Genomic DNA, 11,529 nt, shown 5'->3' on the forward strand with positions numbered 1-11,529 from the left:
CGCGCGCGCGGCCCGGCGCTCGTAGCCCCGCGGCGCCGGCCGCCCGCCGGGCGCGATCTCGGTGGTCGTGCGGTCGGCGGCCAGGCGCTGCCGGCGCCGGTTGGCCTCGGCCGAGACGCGCAGGCCGAGCGCGACCGTGGTCAGGAACGCCAGCAACAGGTAGCTGGCGGTGACCCACACGGCCGGCGGGCGGCCGGCGTTGAGCCCGTGCCAGAGCGCGACCGGCCAGCACAGGTACGCCACCGCGTGCAGCGGCCGCCACAGCCACGGCCGGCCGTTCTGCGCGAACCGGCCCCGCACGATGCCGGTCCACATGATCAGGACCATGAGGTACGCCGCCAGGGACCCGACCCCGATGCCGAACGGCGCCGTGGTGAAGGGCACGAGCGCGCCGAAGACGCCGACCCGCCCGGCCACCAGCTCGGTGCCGATGTGCAGGCCCAGGCAGGCGATCGCGACGATGCCCAGCGTGCGGTGCACGGACTGCACCCACACCCGGTGCCGGGCGACCAGGACAATGCGGTCGGTGGCGACGAGGCCCACGATGACCGTCAGGGTCAGCGACACCAGCGTGAAGACGCCGCAGTAGAAGACCAGGAAGCCGAAGAGCCGGCCCAGCGTCTCCCGCCCGGCGCCGGTCAGCACGCCGAGCAGCAGGAGCCCCGCGAGCGCGACCAGCCCGACGTTGACAGCGGGCGGCTGGCCGCCCCGAGTGGATCGACCGCGCCGTGCGAAAACCCCGCCGGGGCCCGGCGGGTGCGGCTGAGCCATTGCAGCTCCTCTATCCTGTGCGGCGATTCCCGGCGCATTCCAGCACCCGGCGGCACCCACGCTAGGCAGGGCACCCGAACCGGTCAATTTAAGTTTCACCGAGCACTTCGCCCGCTTCGGGACACGATTCAGGGCCCGCGCTTGAAGAACTATTAAGACTCTTTATTGATCCACGCACTCCGATGCCGGTCGGCCACGACCGCCGGCGCGGGGGATTCGCCCGATTTAGCCGACGCTGCCGGGCGCGCCGGGGATCGCTCCCCGGACACCGTCGCCGAGCGACTACGCCGCGTCACTTCAATGGGTTCGTGAATCTCGCCTTAAGCCACCGTTAGAGCCGCGCCGCACAGGTCCGCACAAGCCGTGTGACCTGGCGCTCGATGGTTCGTACACATGTTCGTCCACAGCCTGTGGATAGAACATGTGTACGGACTATTTGATCTTGTACACCGCGCAGTGGCCGGCCCGGAACATCAGGGTCGCGTGCCGCGGCAGCTCGGGCGAGGGCGGCATGATGTCGTCCTCGGTGAACAGCCACCTCACCCCGTAGCGGTCGCGCAGCCGGCCGATCGTCTCGGGCGACGGGTCGGCGAAGGCGGCGTCGTTGTCCGCCAGCACCCGGGGCAGCCAGTACTCGGTGTGCTCCTGCGGTACACCCTGCACCAGCTCCTGGTCGTGGGCCTCGGCGGTGTAGGCCCAGGACTCGACCAGGACCCGGCGCTCGCTGTAGGCGGCGATGCCGAAGTGCCGGCGGTCGCAGGCGGAGCGCCCGCGGTGGCCCTCGTAGGCGCAGTGCATGTTGGTCGCGACGAGGTCGCCGGGGGACGAGTGGTCGCGCAGCCACCGGCCGGCCTCGAGCGTGCCCTCGGTGACCACGGGCCAGAGGTCAGCCCGGTCGTGCCAGCCGTTGTCGCGCCCGTCGGCGTATGCGTAGCCCATCTGGCGCACGGCGGTCGGCGCGCAACAGCCGAGCAGGAACGCGACCACGAGCCCGGCGGCGAACGCCGACCGCGCCCGCCAGGCGAGCACGGCGGCCCCGAGGGCGACGGCCCCGACGACGGCCCAGGGCCACACGAGCGCGAGCGTGACGGCGGCCGCGCGCCGCTCGGGCCCGATGATCGGCACCTCGCCGCCGCCGGCGAGCCGGATGACGTACACGAGCGCGACCCCGGCCAGCACCGCGCCGAACACGGCCCGGCGCCGAGATCTGCCCGGCAGCAGGGACAACCGGCCCCGGCCGAGGACGGCCCGCTGCCGGAATCTGCCCGACAGCAGGGACAGCAGGCCCCAGGTGGCCAGGGCGGCGGCGTAGGGGCGGGCGCCCTGCAGGAAGAAGCCCTCCGCCTGGCCGCCGGAGTGACCGAAGAGCAGCAGCACCGCGAAGCCGGCCAGCGGCAGCCCCGCCAGCAGCACGGCGTCCGGGTCGAGCAGGCGCCGCAGGCCCAGGCCGGCCGCGCCGCACCACATCGCCGCCCAGCCGAGCAGCGTCAGGGCCAGGAGCACAACCAGGCGGTACCCCCGCGGATCCTCCGTGTAGTGCGTGCTCACCCCCGCCGGGTTGCGGCGCAGCACGTCCAGCGGCCCGAGCCCCAGCCCCTGGCTCTCCCCGCCGAAGAGCACCAGCTGCGCGAACACCATCCACCCGAGCACGATCCCCAGCGCCACGGCGGCCCGCCGGTGCAGCGAGCGGCGGCGCAGCAGGTGCACCGCCAGCACGAGCAGCAGCGCGCACAGCAGCGTGGGCAGGAAGGACGCCTTCGCGCCCATGACCGCGGCCGGCAGCACCGCCAGCGCGGCCCACTTGCGCCGGGGGACGACCGGGTCGCGCAGCACGTCCAGCACGACGAGCATCAGCGGCACGAACAGCAGCGATCCGAAGGTCTGGGTCGGGCTGGTCCACAGGGTCAGCCGGATGTCGGAGCCGTCGTCGACGGGGTTGAAGCCGTAGTCGCGGTAGAAGAGGTCCTGGACCCAGCCGTACGGGTCGGGGGCGAGCACGAAGCACGCGGCCACCGCGGTGAGCGCCCCGGCCCGCCACGAGCCGGCCACCCGCCGGCCGAGCGCGGCCACGGCCACCACCGAGGCGAGGATGACCGGCAGCATCGACAGGCGGGCGACCAGGACGTAGGGCTCGATGCCGGTCGCCCAGCTGGTCGCGGCCATGTCGGCGTAGGCGAACCAGTGGTAGTACACCGGCTCGCTCACCACCCACGGGGTGACCAGGTCCATGTGGTGCTTAAGCTCGCCGACGAGCGCCAGGTGGAACGGCAGGTCGATGTCCGGCCGGCCGTAGCTGGGCCAGCCGAAGCCGTGGTGGCGGAAGTAGACCGTGCTCCAGAAGAGCAGGACCAGCGCGATGCCGGCGAGGGTCCACGACCAGCCGGCGGGCGCCCGGCCGACGCTGCGCCAGTTGCGCCGCAGGCCCGGCACCAGCGCGAACACGGCCAGCACGGCGGCCGGGGCGGCCAGCGCGGCCAGCGGGGCACCCAGCGCCCGGGCCGGGACGTAGGCCAGGATCTCCAGCCCGTAACCGACGGCGGCCCCGACGGCGAGGTCCTCCCCCAGCGGGCCGCGACGCAGCAGCCGCCACAGGAGCATCCCGGGCAGGGCGACGGCGAGGCCGACGTACAGGCCGAACACGCCGGACGTGACGAGGGAGACCCCGTAGGCGTGCAGCACCGCCGCGGCCGCCACCAGCACGAGCCCCGCCGGCCACCAGCCCGAGCGCCACGGCGTGCCCGGTCCCCGCGGGGGGCGCCCCGGGCTCGTGTCCGACTCGTCCCGCTCCGCCAGGGGTGTCAGGGCCATGACCCGCTTTCCTACCGGCGGGGCCGCCGCGCCGCCGCGGAATCAACCAAGATTCACTCGCGCGAGTGGGCCATAGATAGCGACGGTATCTGCTGTACCATTCTCAATAGCAATTCCCAGGTCCCATTCAGCCATTGTTCACGTGCCAATTCATCGCTATCCGAATAGTCGGCCCCAGACTGCGGGGCATGGAAATTCCTCGCATGGGGCTGCCCGACCACCTCGCCTCCCGGCTGAGCATGGCGGAGCAGCACGAGCTGCTGCGCAAGAACATTCGCGTGTCGCGCCGCGGCATGCTCGTCGCCGGGGCCGCGGGCGCCGGCGGCAACGGCCACAAGCGCGCGGCGCTGAACGAGGATCAGGCTTAGCCGCTGTGGCGGGCCGTCAGGCGGAACGCTGGCGGCTCGCCACCCGGCGCAGCACGTCCTTGAACGCGGCGTACGCCTCCTCGCCGACCGCCTCGGCGTGGCCGCGCTCGATGTCGCCGAGGATCTCGTCCGAGCGGCGCATCTGGTCCAGGCCCAGCTCCGTCGGGACGATGAGCTTGGCCCGGCGGTCCTGCGGGTCGGGGCGGCGCTCGACGTACCCCAGCCCCTCCAGCTCGTCCACCAGCGTCCCGATGACCTGCTTGTGCTGGCCGGACTGGAACGCGAGGTCGGTGGCCCGGGTGCCCTCCGGGTCGAGGTAGGCAAGCACCGCCCCGTGCCGGGGGCGCAGCCCCGGGTGGCCCTGCTCGGCCAGGCGCCGGAACAGCTCCTTCTGCAGGGCGAAGAGCACCTGCGCGGAGAGCACGCCGAGGTCGGGGTCGGCCCGCTTGCGGGCGCTGCGGGAAATGGTCACCGATCACGACTATAGGCCCGCGGCCGCCCTGGACGCCGTCCGCGACGCGTTAGGGGTGCCCTCGCCGGGGTAGCGCCCGCGGATGGACGACCGATCCCCGGAGCTGTCGGTGAACCCGGTCTTCACCCGCGAGCCCGTGCGCATCCCCCGCGACCAGCTGCCCGAAGACGAGCTTGCCCCGCCGGTCGCCTACCAGATCGTGCACGACGAGCTTCTGCTCGACGGCAACCCACGGCTCAACCTGGCCTCGTTCGTCACCACGTGGATGGAGCCCGAGGCCGACCGGCTCATGGCCGAGAGCCTGGACAAGAACCTGGTCGATCGGGACGAGTACCCGCGCACCACCGACCTGGAGTCCCGCTGCGCCCGCATGCTCGCCGGCCTGTGGCACGCGCCCGACCCGCGGGCCGCGCCGGGCGCCTCCACCGGCGGTTCGAGCGAGGCCTGCATGCTCGCCGGCCTGGCCCTCAAGCGGCGCTGGCAGCACTCGGGTCGGGGCAGCGGGCCGCCGAACATCGTGATGGGCGTCAACACGCAGGTCTGCTGGAAGAAGTTCGCCAACTACTGGGACGTCGAGGCCCGGCTGGTGCCGATGGAGGGCGAGCGCTTCCACCTCACGCCGGAGACCGCGGTGGCGCACTGCGACGAGAACACCATCGGCGTCGTGGCGGTGCTCGGCTCGACCTTCGACGGCAGCTTCGAGCCGGTGGCCGGGATCTGCTCGGCGCTGGACGAGTTGCAGGCCCGCACCGGGTGGGACGTGCCGGTGCACGTCGACGGCGCGTCCGGCGCCATGGTCGCCCCCTTCTGCGACCCGGACCTGACCTGGGACTTCCGGCTGCCGCGGGTGGCGTCGATCAACGTCTCCGGGCACAAGTACGACCTGGTGTACCCCGGCCTGGGCTGGGTCGTCTGGCGCGACGCCGCCGCGCTGCCCGAGGACCTCGTGTTCAGCGTGAACTACCTCGGCGGCGAGCTGCCGACGTTCACGCTGGCCTTCTCGCGGCCGGGCGGGCAGGTCGTGGCGCAGTACTACAACTTCCTGCGGCTGGGCTACGCCGGATATCGGCGGATCCAGCGGTACAGCCGGGAAGTCGCGATGCTGCTGGGCGAGCGCATCGCCGGCCTGGGCCCCTTCCGCGTCCTGACCCACGGCACGGACCTCCCGGTGCTGGCCGTGACGCTGCGCGACGACGTGCTGAACTACTCGATCTTCGACGTCTCGATGGCCATGCGCACGGCCGGATGGATCGTGCCCGCCTACACGTTCCCCGAGCACCGCACCGACCTGGCCGTCCTGCGCATCGTGGTCCGCAACGGCTTCACCCACGACCTGGCCGACCTGTTCCTGGCCGACCTGCGCCAGGCGCTGCCCCAGCTGGAGCGCCGGGCGACCCCGCCCCGCGGCCCCGAGGCGGCCTCCTTCGCCCACGGCACCTAACAGCGCGCGCTCGCCCCGGACACGCTCGTACTCTCGGGAGCGCTCGTGCCTGCGAGGGCGGCGCTCATGCTCTCAGGGGCGCCGGCGCTGGTCGGCGCCGCGGGTGATGCGCTCGCGATCACGGACGGCGAGGGGCTCCGGCCGGGCGCGCTCGTCCGCGGCGACGCGGTCGCCCCGGGCCGTTGCACGACCCCGGGGCTGAGCGCGACCCCGTTGAGCGTGGTCTGCCGCCCCTGCGTGTCGGTCACCCGGACGGTGAACGGCCCGTTCCCGGCCCCGCTCTCGGCGATCCAGTAGTTGTAGTCGGTCCGCGCGAGGGCCTTCCAGCCGTCGCCGCTGCGCACCTCGGCCTGGGCCACCGGGTTGCCGGTGTTGTCGAACCGCAGCGCCAGCCAGTACCGCGACGCCCCCTCCTTGACCCGGACCGTGACCGGCCCGGGCACGGCCGGGTTCACGACCTGGCTGTACGAGACCGCGATGATCCCGTCGCTCACGTTCCCGATCTTCGCGAACGCCTGCCGCGACAGATCGAGGTGCCCGGCCGCACACTCGGGACACCGATCGACGACCTTGACCCGCACGGTCCCCTTCGGCCCCTTGACGTCGAGGTACCCCCCGCAGGCCGCCCCGCCCCGGTACTCGGCGTTGCCGAGCGCCACGACCAGCGGCTCCGCCACCTGGTCGAACGAGCAGTTCCCGCTGCCGTCGGCCGCGTAGTAGGTCGCCTGCCCGGAGGTCGCCGCCAGGGCCGCGCAGGCCGCCCCGGACGCCTGCGCCACGAGCGCGACGCTGGCCGCCGCGGCCACGAGCACCCCGGCCCCGGCCACCACCCAGACCCGCCTCGTCCGCCACCAAGGTCCGTCCGCCCTATGGTCCGCCACGGCCCGGATCGTATCGGCGCCGCGGCCCGACGGCCCCGGAGCAAAGCAAACTTTAAAACTCGAACGCTGCCACCCGGCCCGGTTACGGCAACCTGTCCTGATACTCCTGCATCGCCCGCCGCGCGAACACCTGCTGGAAGGTCGCCACCCGCTCCGAGCGCCCGCGGCCGATGAAGCTCACGAACCAGTGCAGCACGGCGGTGACCCGGTTCTTGAAGCCCACCAGGTACAGCAGGTGCACCACCAGCCACAACAGCCAGCCGAGCAGCCCGGCGAAGTGGAACTTCCCGACGCTGGCCACGGCGGAGAAGCGCGAGATGGTGGCCAGGCTGCCCTTGTCGACGTACTTGAACGGCTGCCCGGTCTCTTCCCCGGCGAGCCGCTTGCGGATCTGCCCGGCGGCGTGCCGGCCGCTCTGGATCGCCACCTGGGCCACGCCCGGCAGGTTGTCCAGCGCCATCATGTCGCCGACCGCGTAGATCTCCGGGCGGCCGGGGACGGTGGTGTCCGGGTTGACCTTGATCCGCCCGGCCCGGTCGATCTCCGCCCCGGCCGCCTCGGCGATCTGCTTGGCCAGCGGGGGCGCGGCCACGCCGGCCGCCCACATCTTGGTCGCCGACTCGATGCGCTTGCGCCCGTCGACGGTCTCCACCTCGATGCCGGTCTCGTCCACGTTGACGACCTTGGTCTGCAGCTCCACCTCGACGCCGAGCTTGTGCAGCTGGCGCAGCGCCTGGGTGGACAGGTGGTCGCCGAACGTGGACAGGACCGTGGGCAGCGCGTCGATCAGGATGATCCGCGCCTGCCGGGGGTCGATGTTGTGGTACTGCCCGGGCAGGTGCCGATGCGCGAGCTCGGCGATCTGCCCGGCCATCTCCACGCCGGTCGGCCCGGCCCCGACCACCACGAACGTGAGCAACCGCTCGATCGCGGCCGGGTCGGTCTCCAGCTCTGCCAGCTCGAACGCGCCGAAGATGCGCCCGCGCAGCTCGAGCGCGTCGTCGATGCTCTTCATGCCGGGGGCGAACTCGGCGAACTCGTTCTTGCCGAAGTAGGACTGGCTCGCCCCGGCCGCCACGATCAGGGAGTCGTACTCCACCTCGTAGGCGATCCCCGGCGCCACCACGGAGACCTTCCGGGCCACCGGGTCCACCCGCGTCACGGTGCCCAGCAACGTCTTGACGTTGCGCTGCCGCTTGAGCACCTCACGGATCGGCGGGGCGATCTCACCCTCCGACAGGATCCCGGTCGCCACCTGGTAGAGCAGCGGCTGGAAGAGATGGTGTGCGGTGCCATTGATCAGCGTGATGTCGACCGGCGCCTTGCGCAGCGCCTTGGTCGCGAAGAGTCCCCCGAAGCCCGCGCCGACGATGACCACCCGGTGCCGTTGCTCGTCCATGTTGGCCTCCCATTCAAGTTTATCTTGAATGGCTGTTGAGCAGGCCGCGTACGTATGCGGCCTGCCCCACATGCTGGCTGTCGTCGTCGAGCACGCTGACCAGCCGGACGCCGAGCGACACCGGCGGGTCCCAGCGCTCGTCGACGATCCGGTCGAGATCCTCGGGGGTGAGCCGGGCCAGGAACGCGTGCGTGCGGGCGTGTACGGCGTCGAAGTACTCCAGCAGCGCCTCCGGCGACTCCGGCCGCACGGTGGCGACCTGCTCCGCGGTGTGCCCGTAGCCGGTGTCGGACGCCTGTCCCTCGAGCCCGAACCGCTTGGCGTAGTCGCCGGTCGCCCACAGCTGCTCGGCCGGGATCAGCTCGGCGACGTGGTCGTCCTGCACCCGGGTCAGGTGCCAGACCAGCCAGCCGATCGAGTTCACGCCGGGCCGCGGCACCCACTGCAGCCGCTCGGCGTCGAGCCCCTCGACGGCCCCGCGGACCAGATCGGGAAGCCTGCCGAAGCCCTCCACCAGCAGTTCGTTCACCTGCATCGCGGTCATCCCCTTCCGCCGGTCTGTCCATTACCCATCGTGCCCGACAAATGCCTCCGCGACGACCTGGCCGCCGGCCCGCCGCCGACGGGCTCGAGCACGCCGGCCGTGCGCAGGTGCAGTGGGCGTACCGCCTCGGACCGGTCGAACCAGCAGAACGCGTCGTAGCGCTCGCCCAGCACCGTCGGCACGTAGTTGCCCCAGCGTTCGCGCTCCGGGTGGTACACCACGCCGATCGCGCGGTGGTCCAGCTCGTCGGTGAACAGGTCGGGCCGGTCGCCGCGCGGGGTGATGAACAGCGCCCGCCCGGGGGCCTCGGCATGCAGTACCGCCTCGAGCGAGTCCGGGCGCCCGGGCGGCACCGGCATCACCTCCATCGGCGCGCCCCACGCCGCCGCGGCCACCACGGTCCCGCGGTGGGTGCCGAACCCGACGAGGACGACCCGGCCGGCGCCGTGCCGCTCGCGGGCGAGCTGGCCGATGTTGACCTCCCCGGCCTCGGCCATGTCGGTCGCCCGGGCGTCGCCGACGTGGGAGTTGTGCGCCCACACGACGGCCCGGGCGCCCGGGCCGTAGCGGCGCAGCAGCCGCGCGAGGGTGTGGTCCAGGTGCCGGTCCCGGAGGTTCCACGAGTCCCGGCCGCCCCGGACCATCGCCCGGTAGTAGCGCTCGGCGCCGGCCACCATCTCGGCGTGCGGCCAGGCCCCGGACCGGGCCGACCCGTCCGCGGCGGCCCTTCGGCGCAGGCCGACGAGCAGGTCCACGACCTCGTTCTCGCAGCCGACCGGCACCAACCGGCTGGCCAGCGCGTACCCCCGCGGGTCCTTGGCCGAGGGCTCGAAGCACCGGAAGGCCGCCAGGGCCGCCGGCACCTGCTCCGGGTCGTGCTCGCGCAGGTGGACGAGGATCTCCCGGAGCGACTCCCACAGCGAGTACACGTCGAGGCCGTGGAACCCGGCCCGGGCCGGCTCGTCCAACCGGGCGTTGCGGGCGCGCAGCCACCGGGCGAAGTCGACGACCTCCTCGTTGGCCCACATCCAGGCCGGCCAGCGCGCGAAGGCCAGCAGCACCTCCCGCGGGTCGGCCGGCGCGCCCGGAGCGCAGCGCACGCTGCGATCCACCCGGTCGCAGTCCGGCCAGTCGCCCTCCACCGCGACGAACGAGAAGTCCCGCTCCTCGATCAACCGCCGGCTGAGCGCGGCCCGCCACGCGTAGAACTCGTGCGTGCCGTGGGTGGCCTCGCCGAGCATCACCACGCGGGCGTCCCCGACCTGGTCCAGCAGCTCGTCCAGGTCGCCCGGGCCGGTCAGCGGCGCCGCCAGCGCGGCGATCTCGTCTCCGTAGCGTCCCATGCGAGGCTCCGTAGCGTCCCATGCGAGGCCTGGGTACCCGCCCGCGACCGAACCATGCGTAGGCGGACGGCGGCGGGGTAGCGAGCATTGAACGCAGAAGGAGGGGATCATGGGGTACGACACGGTAATGGCGGTCCCGTCCGCCGGGGTCGTCCTCGACGCCGACGTGACCGTGCCGCCGCACGCCCGCGGCCTGGTGCTGTTCGCGCACGGCAGCGGCAGCTCCCGCCTGAGCCCCCGCAACCGGATGGTCGCCGAGCGGCTGGGTGGCGTCGGCCTGGCCACGGTGCTGACCGACCTGCTCACCGCCGACGAGGAGCGCCGCGACGCCGCCACCGGGTACCTGCGGTTCGACATCGGCCTGCTCGCCGACCGGCTGACCGGCGTGATCGACTGGACCGCCGGCCAGCCCGCGCTGCACCGGCTCCCGCTCGGCCTGTTCGGCGCCAGCACCGGCGCGGCGGCCGCCCTGCTCGCCACGGTCGCCCGCCCGCAGCGGGTGCGGGCCGTCGTCTCCCGCGGCGGCCGCCCGGACCTCGCCGGCGACCGCCTCGCCGAGGTGAGCGCGCCCGTGCTCCTCATCGTCGGCGGCGCCGATCGACACGTCCTCGAGCTGAACGAGACCGCGGCCCGCACCCTGCGCAGGTCGTCGCTGTGGATCGTGGCCGACGCCACCCACCTCTTCGAGGAGCCCGGCGCGCTGGAGGAGGTCGCCGGGGCCGCGGCGCAGTGGTTCGACCGGCACCTGGCCGGGGTGGATCTGGACCTGGACGACTACGCCTGACGACCACGCCCGATGTAACGCCGCCGCGCTCGCCGACCAAGTACGGGTGTAAGCACTCGTACCAGGGAGGTGGTCAATGGGATTCGTCAGCGGCGCGGCGGAGTTCGAAGCCTTCTATCGGCAGTACGTCGGGGACGTCAGCCGGTTCGTCGCGCGGCGGGTCGACGACCCGTACACCGCGGCCGATCTCACCGCGGACGTGTTCGTGGCCGTCATCGCGTCGGCGCACACCTACCGGCCGGAGCGGGGGAGCCTGCTCAGCTGGGTGTTCGGGGTCGCACACCACGTCGTGGCGGCCGAGCGGCGGCGGGTCCGGCGGGAGAGCGACGCCGGGCGGCGCATCGCCGGGCGGCGGCTGCTCGACGCGGGGGACATCGCGCGCATCGAGGAGCGCATCGACGCCGAGAGGGACGCGCGCCAGGTGTACCGCGCCCTCGATCGCATTCCCGCCGGCACCCGGCGGCTGGTGGAACTGGTGGCCGTCGACGGGCTGACGCTCGCCGAGGCGGCGGCCGCCCTGCGGCTCTCACCCATCGCGGCGCGGGTGCGCATGCACCGGGCCCGCAAGCAACTGCGCGACCTGCTCGACTCGCCGATCCTGACCCTCGGAGGGAACACCCATGAGTACGCGTGAGATCACCTTCGAGGACCGGCTGCTCGACGAGCTGCGGCCCATGGTCGCCCAGGCCCGGCCGCACCCGGCGCCGCGGCGGCGGCT

General features: G+C 73.1%; 9 protein-coding genes and 2 pseudogenes. 4 read left to right on the plus strand and 7 right to left on the minus strand.

The features are described 5' to 3' along the window. Both AB0M46_RS49555 and AB0M46_RS49560 read right to left on the minus strand, forming a co-directional pair. Positions 1-771 (minus strand): annotated as a pseudogene (locus tag AB0M46_RS49555) (hypothetical protein); the annotation flags it as partial. A gap of 432 nt (positions 772-1,203) precedes the next feature. Further along, positions 1,204-3,579 (minus strand): hypothetical protein, encoded by a 2,376-nt coding sequence (locus AB0M46_RS49560; protein ID WP_363348413.1) that lies wholly within the window; start codon positions 3,577-3,579, stop codon positions 1,204-1,206. Between the two features lie 188 nt (positions 3,580-3,767). Between AB0M46_RS49560 and AB0M46_RS49565 the strand changes: the two genes are divergently transcribed. Further along, a complete protein-coding gene (locus tag AB0M46_RS49565) occupies positions 3,768-3,947 on the plus strand; it encodes a hypothetical protein (RefSeq protein WP_363348415.1) in 180 nt (59 codons plus the stop codon). Positions 3,948-3,963: 16 nt separating this feature from the next. Here the strand turns inward: AB0M46_RS49565 and AB0M46_RS49570 are convergent, their stop codons facing one another. Further along, a complete protein-coding gene (locus AB0M46_RS49570) occupies positions 3,964-4,419 on the minus strand; it encodes a MarR family winged helix-turn-helix transcriptional regulator (RefSeq protein ID WP_363348418.1) in 456 nt (151 codons plus the stop codon). Positions 4,420-4,501: 82 nt separating this feature from the next. Between AB0M46_RS49570 and AB0M46_RS49575 the strand changes: the two genes are divergently transcribed. Beyond that, positions 4,502-5,860 (plus strand): glutamate decarboxylase, encoded by a 1,359-nt coding sequence (locus tag AB0M46_RS49575; protein WP_363348420.1) that lies wholly within the window; start codon positions 4,502-4,504, stop codon positions 5,858-5,860. Here the strand turns inward: AB0M46_RS49575 and AB0M46_RS49580 are convergent. The 4 genes and pseudogenes from AB0M46_RS49580 to AB0M46_RS49595 form a co-directional block, all read right to left on the minus strand. Continuing rightward, positions 5,857-6,741, minus strand: a complete 885-nt coding sequence (locus AB0M46_RS49580) for an expansin EXLX1 family cellulose-binding protein (protein WP_363348422.1) — start codon at positions 6,739-6,741, stop codon at positions 5,857-5,859. The two genes, AB0M46_RS49575 and AB0M46_RS49580, sit on opposite strands and share 4 nt — an antisense overlap. An 82-nt stretch (positions 6,742-6,823) precedes the next feature. Then, entirely contained in the window at positions 6,824-8,140 is a 1,317-nt protein-coding gene (locus tag AB0M46_RS49585) for an NAD(P)/FAD-dependent oxidoreductase (RefSeq protein WP_363348425.1), read from the minus strand. A gap of 19 nt (positions 8,141-8,159) precedes the next feature. Continuing rightward, positions 8,160-8,675: a DinB family protein gene (locus AB0M46_RS49590; protein WP_363348427.1), complete on the minus strand. Its 516-nt coding sequence runs from the start codon at positions 8,673-8,675 to the stop codon at positions 8,160-8,162. Positions 8,676-8,767: 92 nt separating this feature from the next. Then, a pseudogene (locus tag AB0M46_RS49595) lies at positions 8,768-10,027 on the minus strand (erythromycin esterase family protein); the annotation flags it as partial. A gap of 109 nt (positions 10,028-10,136) precedes the next feature. Between AB0M46_RS49595 and AB0M46_RS49600 the strand changes: the two are divergent. Both AB0M46_RS49600 and AB0M46_RS49605 read left to right on the plus strand, forming a co-directional pair. After that, positions 10,137-10,811 (plus strand): hydrolase, encoded by a 675-nt coding sequence (locus AB0M46_RS49600; protein ID WP_363348429.1) that lies wholly within the window; start codon positions 10,137-10,139, stop codon positions 10,809-10,811. A 76-nt stretch (positions 10,812-10,887) separates the two neighbouring features. Continuing rightward, positions 10,888-11,445, plus strand: a complete 558-nt coding sequence (locus AB0M46_RS49605; protein WP_363348431.1) for an RNA polymerase sigma factor — start codon at positions 10,888-10,890, stop codon at positions 11,443-11,445. The last annotated feature ends 84 nt before the right edge of the window (positions 11,446-11,529 follow it).

The sequence above is a fragment of the Dactylosporangium sp. NPDC051485 genome, assembly GCF_040682015.1.
Classification (GTDB): domain Bacteria; phylum Actinomycetota; class Actinomycetes; order Mycobacteriales; family Micromonosporaceae; genus Dactylosporangium.

Coding starts and splice junctions, on each gene's coding strand:
- AB0M46_RS49560 (WP_363348413.1), bottom strand. CDS start 3,579: ATGGCCCTGACACCCCTGGCGGAGCGGGACGAGTCGGACACGAGCCCG.
- AB0M46_RS49565 (WP_363348415.1), top strand. CDS start 3,768: ATGGAAATTCCTCGCATGGGGCTGCCCGACCACCTCGCCTCCCGGCTG.
- AB0M46_RS49575 (WP_363348420.1), top strand. CDS start 4,502: ATGGACGACCGATCCCCGGAGCTGTCGGTGAACCCGGTCTTCACCCGC.
- AB0M46_RS49585 (WP_363348425.1), bottom strand. CDS start 8,140: ATGGACGAGCAACGGCACCGGGTGGTCATCGTCGGCGCGGGCTTCGGG.
- AB0M46_RS49590 (WP_363348427.1), bottom strand. CDS start 8,675: ATGCAGGTGAACGAACTGCTGGTGGAGGGCTTCGGCAGGCTTCCCGAT.
- AB0M46_RS49600 (WP_363348429.1), top strand. CDS start 10,137: ATGGGGTACGACACGGTAATGGCGGTCCCGTCCGCCGGGGTCGTCCTC.
- AB0M46_RS49605 (WP_363348431.1), top strand. CDS start 10,888: ATGGGATTCGTCAGCGGCGCGGCGGAGTTCGAAGCCTTCTATCGGCAG.